Raw genomic sequence first — 20,994 nt, 5'->3', positions numbered from 1 at the left:
GTGTTGAGCACGCCGAGCGCGCTCGGCCCGACCACCCGCATGCCGTGCGCCCTGGCCTCGGTCACCAGCTGGCGCTCGGCCTCCGGCCCGAATCCGGCGGACACCACGACCAGCGCCTGCACGCCCTTGGCCAGGCAGGCGTCCAGCACCTCGTGCACGCCGCCGGCCGGGATCGCGACCACCGCCAGGTCCACCGGGTCGGGGATGTCCGGCACGGTCGGGTACGCCCGCACCCCGTGCACCGACCGGCGCTCGGGGTGGACCGGGTAGACCGCCCCGGCGAAGCCTGCGCGGAGCAGGTTGGCCAGCACCGCGTGCCCGATCTTGCCGGGATCGGCGGACGCCCCGATCACCGCGACCGAACGGGGGTGCAGCAGGTTGTGCACGCTGCGCGCCTCCGCGGCCTGCTCCCGGGACAGGGCCACGGCCAGCGACCGCTCGGTCGGGTCGACGGCGAACTCCAGGTGCAGCACGCCCTCCTCCATGCCGCTGGACACCCGGTACCCGGCCTCGCGGAACACGTTGATCATCTGGGCGTTCTCGGCAAGCACGTCGGCGACGAAGCGCCGGATGCCCCGCTCGCGGGCGGCCGCGGCCAGGTGCTCGAGCAGGATCGAGCCGAGGCCGCGCTTCTGGTGGGCGTCCTCGACGGTGAACGCCACCTCGGCGTCGGCCGTGTCGCCGAGCCGCTCGTAGCGTCCGACCGCCACGATGTCGTGGCCCAGCAAGGCGATGAACGCGACCCGGTCGCGGTGGTCGACGGTGGTGAACCGGTCGAGATCGCGCGGCGGGATGCGCGGGTAGGGCCCGAAGTACCGCAGGTACCGGGTGCGGTCGGACAGGCGGCCGTGGAAGGCGACCAGAGCGTCCGCGTCGCTGGGCAGGATTGGTCTCAAGTGGACGGTCCGGCCGTCGGTCAGGACGACGTCGGCCTCCCAGTGCTTGGGATAGTCGTACGGATCGGCCAATCCATCACCTCGCAAGCTCGGTGATGGCAACCCCGTGTTCATGGTTCGCTCCGCAAGCTCCGCTCACGCCCTCAGTCCCTTGGGTCATCGGGATCCAAACCGTGCAAGGGAAACACGGCGTGCCGGGTCTCCCGGATCGCGGTGTCGACCCGCTCGGTGGAGGTGGGCTCCCACTCCCGGAACCCGGTGTCCTTGCCATCGCTCATGGTCATCGGCAGCTCGGCCGACGGGGCCAGCTTCAGCACGGTGTTGGTCCACTCGGTGGGCAGCCTGGTGTCCGGCTTGACGTCCCGGTCGAGGACCGTGGCCAGCAGGTGCGTCCACGACCGCGGCACCACGCGCAGCAGCTGGTAGCCACCCCCGCCGGCGGCCAGCCACCGCCCGCCCGCATGCCGCTCGGCCAGGTCCCGCAATGCCTGGTAGATCGCCCGATGCCCGTCCACGGACAGCGACAGCTCGGCCAGCGGGTCCTCCTCGTGGGTGTCCACACCGCACTGGGTCACCAGGATCTGCGGCCGGAACGCCGCCAGCAGCGCGGGCACCACCGCGTGGAACGCGCGCAGCCAGCCGCCGTCCGCGGTGTGCGGCGGCAGCGCCACGTTGACCGCCGTGCCCTGCGCCTCCGGCCCGCCCAGCTCGTCGGGGAATCCCGTGCCGGGAAACAGCGTCGCCGGGTTCTGGTGCAGCGAGATCGTCAGCACCCGCGGATCGTCGTAGAACGCCGCCTGCACCCCGTCCCCGTGGTGCACATCCACGTCCACGTAAGCGATCCGCTCGAACCCGTTGTCCAGCAACCAGTCGATGGCCACCGCCATGTCGTTGTACACGCAGAAGCCCGACGCCCTGGCCCGCATCGCGTGGTGCAGCCCGCCCGCGATGCTCACCGCCCGGTCGGTCGCACCCGACGCGATCCGCCGCGCCGCCAGCAGCGAGCTGCCCACCACCCTGGCCGACGCCTCGTGCATCCGGTCGAAGATCGGGTTGTCCGGGGTGCCGAGCCCGTGGCCGATGTCCCAGCCGGACATCGGCGCCTCCTTCACCGCCGCGATGTACCCGGCATCGTGGATCCGCTCGATCTCCTCGTCGGTGGCCTCGGGCGGCATCAGCAGCTCGACCTCGTCCAGCACCCCCAGCGCCGCGGCCAGCCGCACCGTCAGCTCCAACCTGATCGGGTGCAGCGGATGCTCCCCGCCCAGGTCGTACCCCAGCAGCGACGAGTCCCACACGATGGCGGCCCTGGCACCCATGCCAGAACCCTAACCGGGTCGGCGGCGCCGGGCTTGATCAGCGCTTTCCTACGCGGGCTGGGGAACGGGGCGGGCGCCGACGGTGTGCCGGGACGGATGGCGCAGCCAGCGGCAGGCGGTCTTGCCGGTCACCGGGGTGGGGGCGGGGCCGGAGATCTCGTCGAGGCGGGCGGTGATCTCGGCGGGGAGGTCGAGCTCGAGGGCGGCGAGGTTCTGGCGCAGCTGGGTCACCGTGCGCGGACCGATGATCACCGAGGTGACGCCGGGGCGGGCGCGCACCCAGGCCAGCGCGACCGCGGCGGGAGTCGTGCCCAGCTCGCGGGCGACTCGGCCGACCTCGGCGGCGAGCCCGAGGTTGCGCTCGCTGAGCTGCTCGTGCGCCCACTCCCGCGCCCCCGGGCGGCCGGTGGCCATCACCCGGCTCAGACGGGTGCCGGGCGCCGGCTCGGCGCCACGGCGGTAGCGGTCGGCGAGGATGCCGCCGGCGAGCGGGCTGTAGACGATGGTGCCCAGGCCGTGGCGGGCGCAGGCCGGGATGATCTCGGCCTCGATGTCGCGCGACAGCAGGGAGTACTGGGCCTGCAGGCAGGTGAAGGGCGTGCCGTGGCCCCTGGCGGCCGCCCACTGCGCCTCCACGATCTGCGCCGCGGTGTAGTTCGAGCAGCCGATATAGCGGACTTTTCCGGACCGCACAAAATCGTCAAGGGTCGCCATTGTCTCGTCGATCGGCGTGTCCGGATCCCAATTATGGCATTGGTATATGTCGATATAGTCGGTGCCGAGCCGGCGCAGGCTCGCCTCGAGAGCACGCGTCAAGTGTAACCGCGACGAGCCGCCGTCGTTAGGGCCGGGACCCTGCGGCATAAATCCCTTCGAGGCGATGACGACCGACTCTCGACTATGGCGCACCGCGCGGCCGACGATCTGCTCGGACTGGCCCTCGTTGTAATTGTTCGCGGTGTCAATGACGTTGTGCCCCGCGTCGATGTAGGCGTCGATGACCCGCCGAGCTGCGGTTTCGTCGACACCGATGCCCCAGGCGGTGCCGAAGTTGACCGTGCCGAGACAGACTCGGGAGATCTTCAGGCCGGACTGGCCGAGCCGCACGAATTCCACGCCAGTTCTCCTCGCTTGACGACCCCGCAGCGGTTCTTCGTCATGAATACCCCGCGGACCCGGGAATGTCAACGAACGCGGCGCGGCCGGATACAAATTCGAACCGGAGGGATATTCCCGCCGGTCGCCAATGGGTCAGCCCGGTTGCGGGCCGGTGGCGATCGGGCGGTCGGGATCGGTGCACCAGTGTGACCACGAGCCGGTATACAGCGCGGCGGGGGCGTCGGCGGTGGTGACCCCGGCCGCCTCAAGGGCGAGCACCAGCGAGGACGCCGTGACCCCGGAGCCGCAGTAGGCGCCGACCCGGCCGGTGATGCCCAGCGTGGCGAACCGCTCGGCCAGCTCGGCCGGCGCGCGCCAGCGGCCGTCCTCGCCGGTGTGCTCGGTGAACGGGGCGTTGCGGGCGCCGGGGATGTGGCCGGCGCGCGGGTCGACCGGCTCGGTGTCGCCGCGGTAGCGCTCGGGCGCGCGGGCGTCCAGCAGCGTGCCGGTGCGGGCCAGGTCGGCGGCCGCGGCGGCGTCGAGCACCGGCATTCCGCCGGGGCGGACCTCGACGTCGCCGGGCTCCGGAGCCGGGGGGTCGGTGCTGACCGGGTGGCCGTCGGCGACCCAGGCGGCGTACCCGCCGTCGAGCACCGCCACCTCGCGGTGACCCGACCAGCGCAGCAGCCACCAGGCCCTGGCCGCGACCGAGCCGTTGCCGGCGTCATAGGCGACCACCGGCCGGTCGGCGCGCACCCCGGCGGCGCGCAGCACCCGCTGCAGGTCGGCCGGGTCGGGCAGCGGGTGGCGGCCACCAGCGCCCGGCTGGGCGGCCAGATCGGCGTCCAGATCGAGGTAGACCGCGCCGGGCAGGTGGCCGGCGGCGTACTCCTCGCGGCCGGGCGGACCGCCCAGCCGCCACCGGACGTCGAGCAGCACGGGCGGCCGGGGACCGGCGAGCAGCGCGGCCAGGTCCGCAGTGGACACCAGCGGAGAGGTCAGTTCGGGCATGCGTACATCGTGCCGGGACCGTCCGGGTAACGGACTAGCATGTCGGTGAACGAAGGGGAACGGCGTGAACGAGCTCATCGACACCACGGAGATGTACCTCAAGACGATCTACGAGCTCGAGGAGGAGGGTGTCGTCCCGCTGCGCGCCAGGATCGCCGAGCGGCTCGGCCAGAGCGGGCCGACGGTCAGCCAGACGGTCGGCCGGATGGAGCGCGACGGGCTCGTGATCGTCGCCGGCGACCGGCACCTCGAGCTCACCGACCACGGCCGCACCCTGGCCATCGCGGTGATGCGCAAGCACCGGCTGGCCGAGCGCCTGCTGTCCGATGTGATCGGGCTGGAGTGGGAGCACGTGCACAGCGAGGCCTGCCGCTGGGAGCACGTGATGAGCGAGGCCGTGGAGCGCAAGCTGGTCAAGTTGCTCGGGCATCCGACCACATCCCCTTACGGCAACCCGATCCCGGGCCTCGACCTGCTCGGCGAGGGCGAGCCGGCGCCGGCCATCGAGGCCGGCCTCGTCCGGTTGGACGAGGTGGCCCGGCGCGGCGGCGGCAAGGTGGAGATCCGGCGCATCGCCGAGCACGTGCAGCTCGACCCGGAGATGATGGCCGAGCTGAAGTCCGTCGGGGTCGCTCCCGGCCGGACGGTCACGGTCGGCCCGTCCAAAGGAAACGGCAACACCATCGAGATCGACGGCGCCGGCGCCACGATCCAGGTCGCCCCCGGCATCCTGCACGCGATCCTGGCCGTCGCCAAGTGAGTGTCGGACAGCGCGCCGCCGAGGAGTTTCGGCGGCTGCACGGGCATGCCCCGGCGGGGGTGTGGTCGGCGCCGGGCCGGGTGAACCTGATCGGCGAGCACACCGACTACAACGACGGGTTCGTGCTGCCGTTCGCGCTGCCGTTCCGGATCGCCGTGGCCGCCGCGCCGCGCCGCGACGGGCTGCTGGCGATCACCACGGTCGGCGACGACGGAGTGCCGCAGCGGGCCGAGCCGGTCGCGGTGGCGTCGCTCGCGCCGGGTTCGGTGCGCGGCTGGGCGGCCTACCCCTCCGGGGTGTGCTGGGTGCTGCGCTCGGCGGGGGTGGCCGACGGCGGCGTGGAGCTGGTGATCGCGGGCGACGTGCCGGCGGGCGCCGGCCTGTCGTCGTCGCACGCGCTGCAGTGCGCCACCGCGCTGGCGCTGCTCGGGCTCGCCGGCGTCGTCCCCGGGTCGCCGTCGGCGCCGAGCCTGCCGGAGGTCGCGGCCTGGGTGCAGCGCTCGGAGAACGACTTCGTCGGGGTGCCGACCGGGCTGCTCGACCAGACCGCATCGCTGTGCTGTGTCGCGGGGCACGCGCTGTTCCTGGACGTCCGCTCGGGGGCGATGGAGCAGATCCCGTTCGACGCGCCGGGTCAGGGCCTCGAGGTGCTGGTGGTGGACACCCGGGCCAAGCACTCGCACGGCGACTCGGGCTACCGCACCCGGCGCGAGGGCTGCGAGCGGGCCGCGGCGCGGCTCGGCGTGCCGGCGCTGCGCGACGTGCCGGCGGACCGGCTGGCCGGGGTGGCCGGGCAGCTGCCGGCGGAGCTGGTCACGTTGGTGCGGCACGTGGTCACCGAGAACGAGCGGGTGCTGCGCGCGGTCGATCTGCTGCGGAGCGGGAAGCTGGCCGAGCTCGGACCGCTGCTCACCGACTCGCACACGAGCCTGGCCAACGACTACCGGGTGTCGTGCGCCGAGCTGGACGAGGCGGTCGACGCCGCGCTCGGGGCCGGCGCGCTGGGCGCCCGGATGACCGGCGGCGGGTTCGGCGGCTCGGCCATCGCGCTGGTCCACTCCGACCAGGTGGCCAGGGTCGGCCAGGCGGTGTCGGCGGCGTTCGCCCGGCGCGGGTTCGCCGCTCCCCGGCTGTTCCCGGCGATACCCTCGGCCGGCGCCGGCCGTGATCTCTAGGAAGCGAGGACTGTGTTGAAGCTGCTCGTCACGGGCGGAGCGGGATACATCGGCAGCGTGTGCGCCGCGCGGTTGGTGGAGTTCGGGCACGAGGTCGTCGTGCTGGACGACCTGACCACCGGACACGCCGACGCGGTGCCGGACGGCTGCCGGTTCGTCCATGCCGACGTGGCCGAGGCGGCCGGCCCGCTGCTCGCCGAGGGTTTCGACGGGGTGCTGCACTTCGCGGCCAAGTCGCTGGTCGGCGAGTCGATGCAGGACCCGGCGAGATACTGGTCGGGCAACGTGCTCACCTCGCTGCTGCTGCTCGACGCCATCCGCGCGCACGGCATCCCACGGCTGGTGTTCTCCTCCACCGCGGCCGTCTACGGCGAGCCCGACCAGGTGCCCATCCCCGAGTCCGCGCCCACCCGCCCGACCAACACCTACGGCGCCAGCAAGCTGGCCGTCGACCACGCGATCACCTCCTACGCCACCGCGTACGGCCTGGCCGCGACCAGCCTGCGCTACTTCAACGTGGCCGGCGCGCACGGCCGGTTCGGCGAGCGGCACGCCACCGAGACCCACCTGATCCCCCTTGTGCTCCAGGTCGCCCTCGGCCAGCGCCCGCAGATCCACGTCTACGGCGCCGACTGGCCGACAGACGACGGCACCTGCGTGCGCGACTACATCCACGTCACCGACCTCGCCAACGCCCACCTGCTCGCCCTCGAGCACGCCACCCCTGGCCAGCACCGCATCTACAACCTCGGCAACGGCACCGGCTTCTCGGTGCGGCAGGTGATCGACGCCTGCCGACGGATCACCGGCCAGCCGATCCCCGCCGAGGTCGTCGCCCGCCGCCCCGGCGACCCCGCCACCCTCGTCGCCGCCAGCGACCGCGCCCGAGCCGACCTCGGCTGGAAACCCGAGCGCCCCGGCCTGGACACCATGGTCACCGACGCCTGGACCTTCGCCCGCACCCACACCTGACCCCATCCCATCGCGCTCCCGGTCGGCCGACGGGGCAGCTCGCGATCACGCCCTGCCTCCCGGCACCATGCCCGGCCGTGCCGGGGCAGACACAGGGCCGCGGCACAGTCGGGCTACCGCAACGCGTCACCCGGCTGCACCAAGGCAGAACACGCCTCCCCGAAGGCGAGACACGCCGGGACGAGACCGCGATCGCGGGCGTGTCCCGCGCTCGGATAGCCGTATCCAACCGCCGCCGCGCAACCCAACCCCACCATCCCGCCAACCACACGCCGCCCCCTTCCCCGGCCCCGGCCCCGGCCTCATTTTCCGGCGAAGGCGGTGACGAAGCTTTGGGCGAGCATGAGTCGGAAGCGGTCCGGGGGGAAGCCGTAGTCCATGACGTGGCGGACGGTGCGGGCGAGGTGGTGGTCGGGGTTGGCGGTGAGGGCGGCGTCGACGGCGAGGGTGGCCATGGCGCCCTCGCCGCGGAGGAAGGCGGTGACGGCGAGGAGGCTGGCGGGGTCGGCGCGGGCCGGGCCGGGGGTGGCGCGGGTGAGGGTGAGCCAGAGGCGTTCGGCGGGGCCGGCGCGGACGGTGAGCGCGAAGGACAGGCAGGCCTCGCGGACGTCCGGGTGGGACAGGGCGCGGGCGAGGCGGGCGACGGTGTCGTCGTCGAGCTCGGCGGGGGCGGCGTCGATGGTGTCGCGGACGAAGGGGAAGGCGGCCTCGGGGTCGGCGGGTGGCTGGGCGGCGAGCAGCTCGGCGCGGCGGGCCAGGGTGTCGGGTGGGTCGGGGGCGAGCTGGGCGGCCAGCTCGGCGCGGGTGGGGTAGGTGACCACGCCGGCCGCGGTCATGGTGGTGGTGATCGGCGAGGCTGCGGGGTCGCGGATGGGGCCGGTGCATCCGGGGTCGTCGTAGCACCACCAGGTGCGGCCCTGTTCCACGCGCGGCGCCCAGACGGCGTGGGCCAGCGTGATGCCCTCCTCGGCGAGGACCTGGTCGAGCAGGTCGACCAGGTCGCGGCGGGGCAGCTCGGGCCGCTCGGGTGAGTCGGGCGCGTCGCCGAGCACGACCAGCTCGATCACGGTCGCCTCGTGGTTGAGCGCCACGACGCGCAGTTGCTCGGCGAGGTCGGCGTGGTGCTTCGGGTCCGGCAGGTCGAGGCGGAGCACGGACTCCATGGTGAGCCGGATGCGGCCGGTGTAGGTGACCAGCACGAGCGAGTCCTCGGGGAGGAAGCTCAGCATGCCGGGGATCGAGGCGATGAGCTCGCCGGGGTCGTCGAACAGGAGGCTGTCGCGCAGCGGGGTCGTCATGCGTCCACGATCGCGGGTGCGGCGGGGGTGCGGAGATCAGGTGCGGTCCGCTGTGGACGGTGCGGGTGGCTGTGCACAACTCGGCGGCAGCGGCGGCGCGCGGAGCGGAAATGTCGGCCGGGTGCGGTACGCTTGCCGGTCGCTCAGCCGCTGACGGACGCCAGCATGCCCTCGCAGCTGCGCACCACGACCGCGGCGGCGGAGCGGGCGGACTCGTCGAGGATCGGGTTCTCCGCCTGCTCCCGCCAGCGGCGCAGGGCGGCGACGACGGCGTGCCGCAGCCCGGACGCGGTCGGCTCCTCCTCGGCAAGGCCCAGCCGGGCCGGCAGGCTCACGCCGTCCCCGCCGAGCAGCTGGCGGGCCTCGGCGGACAGCTCGTCGGGCAGCACCGGGTACCCGGCGTGCAGCGTGGCGATCAGCCGCAGCTCCCGCAGATCGTGCGCGCCGGCCAGGATCCGCTCCAGCTCGGCGGCCAGACCGAGCGCCTCCGGCCGCGGCTCCATGCGCAGCACGACCTCCAGCGCGATCGCCGCGGACCGGGCCTTGAGCACCGGCGCGCGTTCGGTGAAGCAGCGGCCGATCGCCGCGCGCAGCTCGGTCAACCCGCTGCGCGCCACCAGCTCCGCGCACAGCGCGGTGTGCGTGTCGAAGCCCTGCCGGATCAACGCGGTGGACAGCCGCAACCCGAACAGGCCGAGCCGGTCGAGCAGGGCCCGGCGCATCTCGGCGTCGACCGCGACCGGGAACTCCGCCCCGGCAAAGCGATCCGCGGACAGCAGGTAGCCGTCGACCTCGGCGCGCGGCCCGAACGCCAGCACGGCCAGCGCGTCGAACTCCGGCTGGCGCAACGCCCGGCCGGCGAAGGCGAGCAGCCCGGTCACCGCGACCACGTCCTGGCACAGCCCGCGGATGCGGGCGTCCCTGCGGTGCTGCCGGGCGAGCCGCTTGGCGCCGAACAGCGCGTCGAGCTGGCCGGCCCCGACCTCGTCGGCGCGGGACAGCACGAGCAGCGCGCCGACCGGGTTGGCCATCGCGATGGGATGGTCTTGCATCGCTTGCAGCAGGCGGAGATCGGCGGCCTGCAGGTGCTGCGCGAGGTACAGCACGGCGTCCGCCTCCGCCGCCGCCACCTTGTCCATTGTGGACGTATCGATCAGCGTCATGCCGCGCAGGCCGCGCGCCGGCCAGTCCACGACGACCCGGTCGATCTGCTCGCCGCGCCACTCGCCGAGGTCGACCGACAGCCGGCCACCAAGCCGCTCCGCGGGACGCTCCTGCGGTTCGACCCCGCGGCCGAAGACCGTCGCCCGCGGGGTGGCGCCGGCGCGGTACCAGACCATCGCCGGCCCGTCCTCGGCGACCAGCGGCGCGACGTGCTCCCCGACCAGCGCGTTGACCAGCGTCGACTTGCCCGCCTTCTGCTGGCCGACCACGGCGATCCGAAGTGGACCGTCGAGCCGATCGGCCTGGCGTCGCAACCAGTGGGAAGCCCGGGGATTGTCCCGATACACCTCGAGCGTCCGGTTCAGCATGGTCCAGACCTGATCGAGGAGACCGCTCATGCGGTCAACCTCCGCCGCGGCCCCGGCAGCTTGACGCCGCCGGGCACCAGCGCCGTGATCTGGCCGTGCAGCTTGGTGAGCCGCTCGATCTCGGACTTGGCCTTTGCGGCCCGGCTCTGCTGCTCGGCGACGTCCATGTCGGCCGCGCGCTTGGCGGACTGCGCCGTCGCGAGGATCTCCACCCGCAGCCGCTCGGCGGTCGCGGTCAGGTGGTCGCGCAGCTTGCGTTGCTGCTGGCGGACGATGTCCTTGGTGTCCTTGCTGAACGACAGGAACACGTCGTCGACGTGGTGCTGCGCGGTGGCTTTCGCGATCGCCTGGCGGCGCTTGAGCCGGCTGCCGCTCTCGTCGTAGATGCTCTTGGCGGCGAACAGCACGCCGGCGCCGAGCGACACCGCGTTGATCAGCGGCCAGCCGGCGAGGCTGGTCGCAAGGCCGAACATCAGCAGGCCGCCGTACGAGCCGCGCAGGCCGACGAACACCTTCTGGCTCAACGTGAACCGCTCCACCCGCGGCCGCTCGAGCTGCCACGCGGTGTCCAGCAGGCTGTCGTCGATCTCCCGCAGCGAGCCGGGCAGCACATCGTCCCGATAGGACTCCAGGTCCCGGCCGATCCGTCCGGTGATCCAGTCGAACCGCTCGACCAGCCAGGCGAAGTTGACGTCGATGGCCTCGGCAAGGCTCTCGTCCAGCCACTCGGCGAAGGTGTCCCAGTCGGTCAGCGGGTCGGCCTCGTCGAAGAACCGGTCCACCTCGCGTAGGATCCGGCGGGTCCGGTCGCGCAGGTCGAACTCGATGTCGGCGGCCAGGTCGGCCATGTCGTCGGCCAGCATGGTCTGCCAGGCGGCGGAGTCCTTGCGCAGCTGGTCGACCTGGCGCTGCGCGGTCTGCCACTTGGCGATCGCCTCGGACGTCCCGGCGGCCGGGGTCGCGGTGACGGTCTGGTGCAGCGGGGCCAGCAGCTGCTGGACCGCCATGCCGGCCAGCACGGTGACCGACCGCCTGGCCAGCAGCTCGGGCTTGCCGATCACCTCACGCTGCAGGTACGAGACCAGGTCGGTAAAGCCGGACTCGGCGTTGAGGGCCTCGTCGCCGGAGCGGGCCGCGGCCAACCGCAGCATCGCCGACACCGGGATCACCTGGGCCTGGATGCCGGCGCTGGCCAGCCGGGCCCGGTCGCGCTCGGCCACCCGCCGCCACAGGGGCGCGATGTCGATCTTGGTGAGCACCACGACGACGGTCGGGCACAGCCGGCTGACCGCCTCGATCAGGGCCAGCTCGGACGCGGACAGCTCGCGCGTCGCCGCCGACACCACGATCACGGCGTCGGCCTGGGAGACCGCGGCGAACATGCTGGCCGAGCGGATCGAGTCGAGATCGTCGACGGCCGGCGTGTCGACCAGCACCAGCCCGGCGGCCAGCAGCTGGCGCGGGATGCCGACCTCGGTGCGCACCAGCTCGCCGCGGGCGGACGGCGGCGCCGCCGTGCGCGCGACGATCTGCTCGGCGATCTCCTCGACCGCGATCGGCTCGCGGCGCTGCGCACCGGCCGCACCGTCGAGCGCCGGCGGCTCCTTGACCAGGGTGGCGACCGGCGAGTGGGCATGTCCGATCACGATCGGGGCCGGAGTGGTGACGTGGTCGCCCACCGCGCAGACCGGAGCGTTGATCAGGGCATTGACCAACTGGCTCTTGCCCTGGTTCGGCTCCCCCACCACCGGCACGCGCAGCGTCGGCTCGAGCAGGTGGGATCGCTTCTGGCGCAACCGGTTGGCCAGATCCGGGCGGTGGTGGTCGACGCACGCACCGATCGTGGCGTCCAGGACGTCCAACCACGGCAGTGCTGTCACCCGGATGAGTTTGCACTGTCCACCCATATGGGTGAAGACCGGGGGCGGCCCCACCTACAAGACCGCCCCCGGACCATTGGGTAAGGCTCAGTGGCCGAGAAGGCCGTCGCTGAGCCCGTCGGTCAGGTCGGACACGACCGGAACGTGTCCGGTCACGCCGCCGACGACGTCCTGAACCCCGCCGACCTCGGGCACGCTCGGCAGGGCCGGGGTCGCGGGCAGGCCCGGAACCGCCGGCAGCTCGGGAAGCTCCACGGGCAGGTCGATCGGGAGGTCACCCAGTCCTGGCACGCCGGGAGCGCCGGGCATGGCCGGAACCTCGGGCACGTCCACCGGAAGGTGCGGCAGGCCGGCGGCGGGCGCCATCGCGGGCGCGCCGATCGAGGTCGGGTCCTGCACACCGTCGGACAGCTGGCCGGCGCCGTCGGGGACCAGGCCGCCCTTGGTCTCGGCGCCCTTGGTGACGCCGTCGGCGAGCATGCCGGCGCCGTCGGTCAGGGCGCTGGCGAAGCTCTCCGCGCCGTCGTTGATGTAGCCGGCCACCGTGCCGGTCACCAGGTCGCCGACGTTGCCGAGGTCGTGGCCGCCGAGCCCGTCGGGCGGGCACAGCTCGAACCCGCCGCCACCGCTGACCCCGTCCAGCCCGAGGGCCAGGTCGAACCCGCCCCCGCCGAACGGGGAGTTGAACGACTGGGAGATCGCGAGGCCGCCGTGCGGGCTCGCCGAGACGTCGAGCTGGGCGCCGCCCAGGTCGGAGCCCGCGCCGGCGGCGATGTCGGCGCCGTCCAAGCCCCCCTCGGCCCGAAGGCCCGCGCCGCCGAACGGCGACTCGAACCCACCACCCCCGGCCAGTCCGTCGGGGCTCGCGGCGAAGCCGCCGTCGAAGGAGAAGTCCTTGACGCTCCCGGCGATGCTGCCACCGAGGTGGAAGGCGTCGCCGGAGGCGTTGGCGAAGTCGAGCACCAGCGGGATGGCGTCCACGACGTCCTGCGGGCTGGCGTCACTGAGGCCAGCGTCGCGCAGCGCGGCCACCGGGTCCAGGTCGAAAGCCTGGCGGCAGGGCGCCTCGGTGAGCAGCTTGAGCACGAAGTCGTGCAACGTCGGTTCAGCGTTCTGCAAGAGATGCTCCTCATGAGTGGATGTTGTGGAGGCCGGCTGGGCAGGCCCGACCGGCTCGTGGCCGCAAACTATGGCCGCCGCGCGGGCGCGCGCATCGGGGATCACTCCTAGTTATCACGTAACCCCCTTTGGGATGAAGCGTTGAACGCATTAGGGGGTTAGGGGATTGCCGCCGCCCTCACCCGGGGTGGTACGAACACGCGCACTGGAGTGAGTCGATCACGGAGGGATGCGCCTTGCCTTACGTCCTCGGGGTCGACGTGGGCAACAGTCGCACGACCGCCGCGCTGTACCGGGCCGGCGCCGAGGACGCCGCCGTCCTGCCGCTGGACGAGGACCGGCCGTGGGTGCACTCCGTCCTGTACCTCACCGCCGACGACTCCGTCCTGGTCGGCCGGGATGCCCTGGCTAGGGCCGAGGCCGAGCCCGAGCGGGTGGCCCGCGGGCTGTGCGCGCGGGTCGGCGACCCGGTCGCCCCGCTGGTCGGCGGCCTGCCGTGCCCGGCGGAGATGCTGCTGGCCGCGCTGATCCGCTGGGTGGTCGACCGCGCGGTGGACCGGGAGCGGGAGGCGCCCGAGCGGGTCGTGGTCACCCATCCGGCGAGCTGGGGCCCGCACCGCTGGGCCGCGCTGGACGCGGCGCTGCGGCAGGTCGACCTGCCCGACGTGCTGCGGCTGCCGAAACCGCTCGCGGCCGCGGAGAGCTACGCGGCCGCCAACCCGGTGGCGCCCGGGGACGCGGTGACCGTCTGCGACCTGGGCGAGGGGGCCGTGTGCGCCGCCGTGACCCGGTTGGGCCCGGCCGGGTTCGACCTGCTCAGCCGGGTGGAGACGGGCGAGCCGGGCGGCGGGTCGGTGTTCGACGACCTGCTGGTCGGCCAGGTGCTGACCGAGCTCGGGCGCACCCCGGCCGACCTCGACCCGTTCGACGACGAGCTGCGGCCCGCCATGGCGCAGTTGCGCTCGGCCTGCCGCGCGGCCAAGGAGACGCTGTCCACCGCGCCGGAGGCGGTCGTGCCGACGCCGCTGCTCGGCCCGCCGTCCAGCGTGCTGATCAGCCGCACCCGGTTCGAGGAGCTGATCGGCCCGGCCGTCGCGCGCACCGTGGACCTGCTGCAGCAGGCCATCCGCACCGCCGGGGCGCCGAACCTCGTGGCGGTGACGCTGGTCGGCGGGTCGGCGCGGGTGCCGCTGGTCGCCGAGCTGGTGACGGCCGCGACGCCGGCCAGGGTGGCGGTCGACCCCGATCCCGAGACCGCGGTGGCCCGCGGGGCGGCGCTGGCCGGGCACCGGGTGAGCACCCCCGAGGTGCAGCTGCCCGAGGACGTGCGGCTGCCCGAGCAGCGGGACCGGGCCGGCGACGCCGATCCCGACGCGCCCACCCAGCCGCCGCGGCCACCGGTCGACCTGGTCCCGATCGAGCCGCCGCGGCGGGGGGCGCGGCGCTGGAAGGCGGCCGGCCGGGCCAGACGAAGAGCCGATTGACCCCGTCCCCGGCCGGCTCGATCCCCACCTGTGAGGGAACCCGTGAACACCAGAACGGCCCCCGAGCTCATCCCCGACGAGCGCACCCGGCGGCTGCGCGAGGCGATCGCCGCCGACCCGACCGCGCCGGTCCGGATCGGCATCGTCGCGCCCGGCGGCTACGGCAAGACCGCGGTGCTCGGCGAGCTGGCCGCGATCTACCGGGCGGCCGGCATCCGGGTCGCCGGCGTCGCCGACCGCGACACCGACCCCGCCGGCACCGCGCTGCTGGTCGACGACGCGCACCGATTAGAACCCGCGCAGCTGCACCGGATCCGCGGCCTGGCCGAGGCCGGCCGGGCCAGGGTGATCGTGGCCGCCCGGCCGTGGCCGGCGCCGCCCGCCCTGGCCGAGCTGGGCGGAGCGCTGGACGGCACGACCCGGCTGCGGCCGTTCGACCGGGCGCAGACCGCGGCCGTGCTCACCGCCGCGGGTGTGTCGGCACGGCCCGGTCTGGGTGAGTTCGTCTACACCCAGACGGGTGGCGTGCCGGCACTGGTGGACCGGGTGGCGCGGGCCATGGAGCGGTCCGATCAGGACGGACCGCCGGACATGCCGGCCGCCGCGCTCGCCGAGCTGGGCGCCGAGCTGGAGGCGCTGCCGGCCGAGGTGCTCGGCTTCCTGCTGGCCGCCGACGCCGGCGCCGGGTTGCACGCCGACCTGCTCGGCGATGTGCTGGGCTGTGACCGGAGCATGGTCGGCGACGTGGCCAGGGCGGCGCGGGCGACCGGGCTGGTCGACCACGGCGGCCGGCTGATCCCGGTCGTCCGGCTGGCCATCCGCACGGTGATCCCGGTCGACCGGCGCACCGCGGTCCGGGAGCGGCTGGCCGCCGCGCAGCTCGAGCGCGGGCCGGCCTGGGCGGAGACGGTGGCGCTGGCCGGCGACCTTGACACCGCGCTGCGGGCCGCGGACCAGGTGCTGACCACGTCGAGCGCGCCGGAGCACGCGCACGCGGCCAGGGTGGCGGCGGCCGCGCTGGCCCACCGCGGCCAGCTGGCCCGCAGCGCCGAGCTGTTCCGGTGGGCCGGGGACGGGGTGTCCAACGCGTTCGCCGTCCTCGGCCTGATCGGCACCGGCCAGCCGGGCGCCGCCGAGCAGCTGCTTGGTGCGTCCACATCGGACGGTCCGCCGACGCTGGTGGCCGGCGCCGCCACGCTGATGGCGCACGGGATGCACGCGTCGGTCCGCGGCGCGCCCGCCGCCGCACTGTCCACTTTGGTGCGCGCGGCGGCGCTGCTCGAGCCGGCCGACCACGTGGCGCTGCTGCCGGACTCCCCGGCCGCGCTGGCCGCCATGGCCGCCGTGCAGTGCGGCGAGCTGGCCGTGGCCGACTCGGTGCTGCGCCGCGCGGTGCACGCCGGGATGGGCGGCGTGCCGTTCGCCGTGCGGCACCGCCTGCTGCGCGCCTGGGTCGGCATGGCCGGCGGCGACCTGACCGCGGCAAGGGAACGGCTGCAGCACGCGGTCGCGGCTCGGGCGGCCGGCACGCCGTCGCCGCCGCGGGACTGGCTGTTCGCCGTCGCGCTCGAGGTCGGCCTCGCCCGCCGGACCAGCGACCTGCCCGGGCTGCGCCAGGTCTGGGCCAGGGCCGGCGAGGCGGTCATCCGGCACCCGGTCGACCTGTACACGCTGCTGCCGCTCGGCGAGTTCGCCGTCGCCGCCGCCCGGCTCGGCGACGCCGACCGGCTGGCCGCGCACGTCGCCGAGGGCTGGGCACTGCTGCGACGGCTCGGTGATCCTCCACTGTGGACGGCCAGCCTGGCGTGGAGCTGCCTGCACGCCGCGATCGTGGCCGAGCAGTGGACGGCCGCCGAGGAGCAGGCGGCCCGGCTGGCCGGGCTTGCCGGGCTGCCCGGGTGCGGCCGCTACCACGCGGTGCTGGCCGCGGCCGCACGGTGCTGGCTGGCGGTGGTCGGCGGGACCGTCGACCCGGCCGCGGTGGAGACCGCGGCCAGGGACCTGCACGCGGCCGGGCTGCGCTGGGACGCCGCCCGGCTGGCCGGCCAGGCGGCGATCCGGACGCCCGACCGCAAGGCGATGGCCGGGCTGATGGAATGCGCGCGCCTGCTCCAGGGCGAGAGCACCGCGGTGACTCGGGTGCACGATGCCGACCCGCAGGCGGGCAGCCGGCTCAGCGAGCGGGAGCAGCAGGTGGCCAGGCTGGTGCTCGCCGGCCTGACCTACCGGGAGGTCGGCGACCGGCTGTTCATCTCGGCCAAGACCGTCGAGCACCACATCGCCCGGATCAGGCAACGCCTTGGCAGCAGCAACCGGCGCGAGCTGCTGGCCCAGCTGCGCGAGCTGCTCGGCGACCGCTAACCGGGTGATCTAGCGCGGGTGTGAAACTGCGCTGGGGGTCGGCCGATCTGTGGCGAGGGCGGCCGCCGCACGACGACAAGGGCAGGGGCGAGGAACGAGCCCCTGCCCGCAGGCGTCGTCAGCCAACCATCCACGCCACCCAGCCACCGACCCCGGCCCGCAACCACCCAGGCAACCCGACCACAGGCCGCTCGCCGAAGGCGACCGGCGGCCTTGCCCGAGCTAGAAAACACCGAGGCGACCGGCGGTCTTGCCCGAGCTATCAAGCGCAATGCTCGAACGGGCTGGTGTAGGACGTCGAGCCCACCGAGCCGCCCCACCGCACACACGCGGCCGGGGCGGCCTTGCGCACCGGGCCGGCGTAGTAGGCGTAGGCGCCGGAGTCGGTGGTCCGGGTTTGGCCCTGCACCTCGAGGAAGGCCGACGCCGCCGAGGCCGTCCCGATCGAGGTTGCCTTGATCGTCACCACGCAGTTGTTGCCGTTGCCGGCGTTGTAGAGCAGGTAGACCGCGCCGGCTCCGCCGAGGCCGGCCCAGTCGATGATCCTGTAACCGCTGCCGCACGCGGCCTGCGGGGTGTGCGGGTTGTCGGCCGCGCAGGTGTTGGCGCTGGTGTAGCCGCGGGTGCCGAAGTAGAGAATCTGCGCGCCGTTGAGCACGATCCGGATCGCGCTGCCGTTGAGCCGCTCCTCGAAGTGCAGGTGCGCGCCGGTGGATCCGCCGGTGTTGCCGACGTTGCCGATCAGCTGGCCGGGGCTGACCAGGTCGCCCACCGCGACCCGCTGCGCGGACAGGTGCGCGTAGCGGGTGGTGTAGCCGGCGCCGTGGTCGATCTCGATCCACTTGCCGTAGCTGGTCGACCCCTCGTCGGCCACCCGCGTCACCCGGCCGGATGCCGACGCGCCCACCGGGTCGCCCTCGTCGTTGGCCCGGTTGAAGTCCACCGAGTTCTGCGGGCTGTGGTTGGTGCGGGTCTGCCCGTCCCAGACCTGCCCGCACGGGAACGGCAGCTGAAACGCGGGCGCGGCGCTCGCCTCGGTCACCGCCCCGAGCACCACGATCGCGGTGGCGACGAGGCTCGCGCCGGTCAGCCCGGCAAGGGCTCTGATCATCTGGCACCTCCATGAGCAGCAGCGTGTGAGGAAGTTCCCAACTGAACATAGAGGCCGTGGACTTCTAACGGAAGCTCAGCTCAGCGGAAGTCGAGCCATGCGTCCTCCGGTGCGGTGCTGGCCGGCTCGGCCGGGGCCGTGGCCGCGATCCGAGGGGCCACGTCGATCTCGGGCAGGGCGGTGGCGCCCGGCCACAGCGAGACCGGCAGGCTCAGGCGGCTGCGGCTCAGGTCGATGTCGACGGTCGCGCCGGTCGCCGAGGGGGACGTGAAACCGTTGTCGCTCAAGGTGATCACCAGGCCGAGGACCCGGCCGGCCGGCAGCACGACGTCGTGCGCGTGGGGGCGCCAGGAGACCGTCGTCCACTCGCCGGGGGTGAGCGGGGTCGGCGAGATCAGCGAGTCGTCGTGGGCGGCGTCAAGCCAACCCCGGTGCAGCACGGCCAGATCCGCGGTGATCAGGTTCTTCTCCGTGTCGCGGTAGCAGGGGTCGTCGGTCGGGCTGGTCGCGCCGAAGCACGACTCGGTGGTCAACGTGCGGATGCCCTCGCCCTGGGCGAGGTAGTTGATCCGCTCGGCCGTGCCGTAGTCGACCAGCCGGGCGGTCACCTCTGTGGTGGGACGGTCGGACCTGATCCGCAGGGACACCACGGGCGTGCCGCTGATCCTGAGGTCGTGCGGCAGCGGCGCGGACAGGAACACCCGCCGGCCGGCCACCGCGGTGCTCGGGTCGGACACCGCGGCGCTCTCCGACAGGGCCGGGTCGTCGGTGAGGGAGACGACGGTGCCCGGGCGGGTCGGGCGCAGGCCCAGCGTGCCGGTGGCGCCGTCGCCGGCACCGAGCGACACCGGGACGTGGACCGTGCCAAGCGCCGGCCAGGTCGGCTCGTCGACGAACTGGTCGGGGGTGCGCTCGATCGTGGCCATCGGCTCCCGCATCACCCCGTTGCGCAGGCCCTGCAACCAGAAGTCGAACCACCGCTGCAGCGTGGGCACCCACACCGAGCGGCGGAAGTCGAACGGATCGACGTGGCCCTCCTGACCCAGCCAGATCTTGCGCGGCACCCCGCGCCGGGCCAGCGCGTCCCACCACGTCGCGAACGTGTTGGTGTCCACGTTGAGGTCGTTGACGCCGTGCACCAGGAACACGCTGGCCTTGACGTTGCGCACGTCCGGCACGTAGTCCCGCTCGCGCCAGAACGGGTTGTAGTTGCCGGTCGCGTCGTCCGACCCGGCGAGCAACGCGTCCCGGACGGGCTGGCAGACCGGCAGCGGCCGGCCGGTGACCCGCTGCTGCAGCCGGTGCGGCCCGTTGGGGAAGTAGATCACACCCTCGTCGCGGTAGTAGTCGTACCAGCTGGAGATCGCCGAGATCGGCACGATGGTGGCCAGCCCGTCGACCCCGGTCGCGGCCACGCCGTTGGCGATGGTGCCGTCCCAGGACTTGCCGATCATCCCGACCTTGCCGGTGGACCAGTCGGCCACGGCGGTCGTGCCGTCGGCGTACTCGCCGCGCGCGCGGCCGTTGAGCCAGTCGATGACCGCCTTGGCACCCACGATCTCCTCGCGGCCGCCGATGTCCCCGCAGCCGGTGGACCGGGCGGTGCCGGCCAGGTCGACCGCGGCGAACGCGTAGCCGCGCGGCACGAAGTAGTTGTCGTAGAACAGCGGGAACCTGGTGACCGTGCCGTCGGCCGCGTAGACCTTCCGCTCGCTCTCGTTGCCGCGCCCGAGGGTCGTGTAGTACGGCGAGGCATCCATGATCACCGGGATGTCGATGCCGGCCGCCGCGGGTTCGCGGGGTCTGATCAGATCGACGGCGATCTTGTCGGGGGCGCCGTCGCCGTCGTTGTCGAGGGTCGTGGTGACCCACACGCTCTCCCGGATCGCGGTGGCGTAGTCGTAGACCGGCACGGTCCGGGTGCCGGACACGTGCGGCGGGGCGGGGGCCGCGGTGGCGGCCGGAACCTGCACCAGCAGACCCGCGGCGCCGAGCAGCGCCACGACGAAAGCCGTGCGGGGTAAGGGTTGCATCGCCATGCCCGGAACGTAGCCACGGCGCGGCCCGGCGGGATAGCCCCGAACGTCGGCTAACCTCGCCGGATGAGCGAACGCGTGGACGCGGGCATCGTCGCGGTGACCGTCTATCCGGGGCAGGCGCGGATCACCCGCCGGGGCACGGTGCCGCTGCCCGCCGGACAGCGGCGGGTCGTGGTCGGCGGCCTGCCGATCGGGCTGCGCGCCGACTCGGTGCGGGTGACCGGCCGCGGTCCGGCCACCGTGCTCGGGGTGGACGTGGTGGCCGAGCGGCACCCGCGCTCCCCGGACGTGACCGTCGAGGAGTTGGAGCGGCGCCGCGACGACCTGCAGGCCCGGCTGGCCGAGCTGGACGACGAGGCGGCCGTGGTGTCCGCGCGCGAGGAGCTGATCGGCTCGCTCGCCCGGCGGTCGGGCGCGGCGTTCGCTCGGGCGCTGGCGGCCGATTCGATTGACGTGTCTCGGGTTTCGACGGTGAGCGAGGCGCTTGCCGAGCAGCTCGGCACGGTGCTCGCCGGCCGCAGGGAGCTCACCGAGCGCCGCCGCGACGTGCAGCTGGAGCTCGACGAGGTCGGCCGCCGGCTCAACGACCGGCTGACCCAGCAGGTGCCCGACCGCCGCGCGATCGCGGTCGACCTCGAGGTCGCCGAGGAGGCCTCGGTGGAGCTGGAGGTCTCCTACCTGGTCGCCGAGGCGCGCTGGGAGTCGCGGTACGACGTGCGGCTGCGCGGCGACACCCTGAGCCTGACCTGGTTCGGGTTGATCACGCAGCACAGCGGCGAGGACTGGCCGGAGTGCGATCTTCGGCTGTCGACGGCCCGCCCGGCCGGGGCGGTGACCGTGCCCGAGCTCGACCCGTGGTACCTGCGCCGGGTGCAGGCGGTCCCGCTGGACGGGTCCTTCTCGATCGCCGGCATGGGCGCCGGCGCGGCGGCTCCGGCC

At 73.8% G+C, this 20,994-nt stretch carries 16 protein-coding genes; 6 read left to right on the top strand and 10 right to left on the bottom strand.

What is annotated here, in order from left to right; genetic code table 11:
• The 4 genes from VGX25_RS26280 to VGX25_RS26265 all read right to left on the bottom strand — a co-directional run.
• Positions 1-1,010 (bottom strand): GNAT family N-acetyltransferase (locus tag VGX25_RS26280; RefSeq protein WP_326920582.1); only part of this gene is annotated, 1,010 nt, incomplete at its 3' end.
• A 29-nt stretch (positions 1,011-1,039) separates the two neighbouring features.
• Positions 1,040-2,215, bottom strand: coding sequence for an acetoin utilization protein AcuC (locus VGX25_RS26275; protein WP_326920581.1), 1,176 nt, complete (start codon positions 2,213-2,215; stop codon positions 1,040-1,042).
• Positions 2,216-2,263: 48 nt separating this feature from the next.
• Positions 2,264-3,331 (bottom strand): aldo/keto reductase, encoded by a 1,068-nt coding sequence (locus VGX25_RS26270; protein ID WP_326920580.1) that lies wholly within the window; start codon positions 3,329-3,331, stop codon positions 2,264-2,266.
• Positions 3,332-3,466: 135 nt separating this feature from the next.
• Positions 3,467-4,324 (bottom strand): sulfurtransferase, encoded by an 858-nt coding sequence (locus VGX25_RS26265; protein WP_326920579.1) that lies wholly within the window; start codon positions 4,322-4,324, stop codon positions 3,467-3,469.
• A 64-nt stretch (positions 4,325-4,388) separates the two neighbouring features.
• Here VGX25_RS26265 and VGX25_RS26260 point away from each other — a divergent pair, with 64 nt between their 5' ends.
• The 3 genes from VGX25_RS26260 to galE are packed head-to-tail and all read left to right on the top strand — an operon-like array spanning position 4,389 to position 7,231.
• A complete protein-coding gene (locus VGX25_RS26260; RefSeq protein WP_326920578.1) occupies positions 4,389-5,084 on the top strand; it encodes a metal-dependent transcriptional regulator in 696 nt (231 codons plus the stop codon).
• A complete protein-coding gene (galK, locus tag VGX25_RS26255; protein ID WP_326920577.1) occupies positions 5,081-6,259 on the top strand; it encodes a galactokinase in 1,179 nt (392 codons plus the stop codon). The genes VGX25_RS26260 and galK overlap by 4 nt, the downstream gene beginning before the upstream one ends.
• A gap of 15 nt (positions 6,260-6,274) precedes the next feature.
• Complete coding sequence (gene galE / locus VGX25_RS26250; RefSeq protein WP_326920583.1) at positions 6,275-7,231, top strand: UDP-glucose 4-epimerase GalE; 957 nt, start codon at positions 6,275-6,277, stop codon at positions 7,229-7,231.
• Positions 7,232-7,533: 302 nt separating this feature from the next.
• Here the strand turns inward: galE and VGX25_RS26245 are convergent, their stop codons facing one another.
• The 4 genes from VGX25_RS26245 to VGX25_RS26230 form a co-directional block, all read right to left on the bottom strand.
• The gene (locus VGX25_RS26245; RefSeq protein ID WP_326920576.1) at positions 7,534-8,529 is read right to left on the bottom strand and encodes a DUF4192 domain-containing protein; all 996 of its coding nucleotides are present in this window, start codon (positions 8,527-8,529) and stop codon (positions 7,534-7,536) included.
• A gap of 143 nt (positions 8,530-8,672) precedes the next feature.
• Positions 8,673-10,091 (bottom strand): dynamin family protein, encoded by a 1,419-nt coding sequence (locus VGX25_RS26240; protein ID WP_326920575.1) that lies wholly within the window; start codon positions 10,089-10,091, stop codon positions 8,673-8,675.
• Complete coding sequence (locus tag VGX25_RS26235) at positions 10,088-11,941, bottom strand: dynamin family protein (protein ID WP_326920574.1); 1,854 nt, start codon at positions 11,939-11,941, stop codon at positions 10,088-10,090. The genes VGX25_RS26240 and VGX25_RS26235 overlap by 4 nt, the downstream gene beginning before the upstream one ends.
• An 87-nt stretch (positions 11,942-12,028) precedes the next feature.
• Positions 12,029-13,060, bottom strand: coding sequence for an IniB N-terminal domain-containing protein (locus VGX25_RS26230; RefSeq protein ID WP_326920573.1), 1,032 nt, complete (start codon positions 13,058-13,060; stop codon positions 12,029-12,031).
• 236 nt (positions 13,061-13,296) lie between these two features.
• Here VGX25_RS26230 and VGX25_RS26225 point away from each other — a divergent pair, with 236 nt between their 5' ends.
• Together VGX25_RS26225 and VGX25_RS26220 are read left to right on the top strand one after the other, a co-directional pair.
• Positions 13,297-14,544, top strand: coding sequence for an Hsp70 family protein (locus VGX25_RS26225; protein ID WP_326920572.1), 1,248 nt, complete (start codon positions 13,297-13,299; stop codon positions 14,542-14,544).
• Positions 14,545-14,586: 42 nt separating this feature from the next.
• Positions 14,587-16,905 carry a helix-turn-helix transcriptional regulator gene (locus tag VGX25_RS26220; protein ID WP_326920571.1) on the top strand — a complete coding sequence of 773 codons (2,319 nt, stop codon included), beginning with the start codon at positions 14,587-14,589 and terminating at the stop codon, positions 16,903-16,905.
• 262 nt (positions 16,906-17,167) lie between these two features.
• Here VGX25_RS26220 and VGX25_RS26215 read toward each other — a convergent pair whose 3' ends face one another.
• Together VGX25_RS26215 and VGX25_RS26210 are read right to left on the bottom strand one after the other, a co-directional pair.
• Positions 17,168-18,016 carry a M23 family metallopeptidase gene (locus tag VGX25_RS26215; RefSeq protein ID WP_326920570.1) on the bottom strand — a complete coding sequence of 283 codons (849 nt, stop codon included), beginning with the start codon at positions 18,014-18,016 and terminating at the stop codon, positions 17,168-17,170.
• 80 nt (positions 18,017-18,096) lie between these two features.
• Complete coding sequence (locus VGX25_RS26210; RefSeq protein ID WP_326920569.1) at positions 18,097-20,055, bottom strand: Xaa-Pro dipeptidyl-peptidase; 1,959 nt, start codon at positions 20,053-20,055, stop codon at positions 18,097-18,099.
• Positions 20,056-20,118: 63 nt separating this feature from the next.
• Here VGX25_RS26210 and VGX25_RS26205 point away from each other — a divergent pair.
• Positions 20,119-20,994: mucoidy inhibitor MuiA family protein (locus tag VGX25_RS26205; RefSeq protein ID WP_326920568.1), on the top strand; the 876-nt coding region annotated here is incomplete at its 3' end.

Origin of the sequence: Actinophytocola sp., from assembly GCF_035942955.1 — a bacterium.
Lineage (GTDB): Bacteria > Actinomycetota > Actinomycetes > Mycobacteriales > Pseudonocardiaceae > DASYTH01.
The sequence above is the reverse complement of the archived record's forward strand: the minus strand, read 5'-3'. Positions and strand labels throughout refer to the sequence as shown.

What these genes read in the sequence shown, in the direction of transcription:
- VGX25_RS26275 (WP_326920581.1), bottom strand. Translation starts at nt 2,215, where the DNA reads ATGGGTGCCAGGGCCGCCATCGTGTGGGACTCGTCGCTGCTGGGGTAC.
- VGX25_RS26265 (WP_326920579.1), bottom strand. Translation starts at nt 4,324, where the DNA reads ATGCCCGAACTGACCTCTCCGCTGGTGTCCACTGCGGACCTGGCCGCG.
- VGX25_RS26245 (WP_326920576.1), bottom strand. Translation starts at nt 8,529, where the DNA reads ATGACGACCCCGCTGCGCGACAGCCTCCTGTTCGACGACCCCGGCGAG.
- VGX25_RS26240 (WP_326920575.1), bottom strand. Translation starts at nt 10,091, where the DNA reads ATGAGCGGTCTCCTCGATCAGGTCTGGACCATGCTGAACCGGACGCTC.
- VGX25_RS26215 (WP_326920570.1), bottom strand. Translation starts at nt 18,016, where the DNA reads ATGATCAGAGCCCTTGCCGGGCTGACCGGCGCGAGCCTCGTCGCCACC.
- VGX25_RS26210 (WP_326920569.1), bottom strand. Translation starts at nt 20,055, where the DNA reads ATGGCGATGCAACCCTTACCCCGCACGGCTTTCGTCGTGGCGCTGCTC.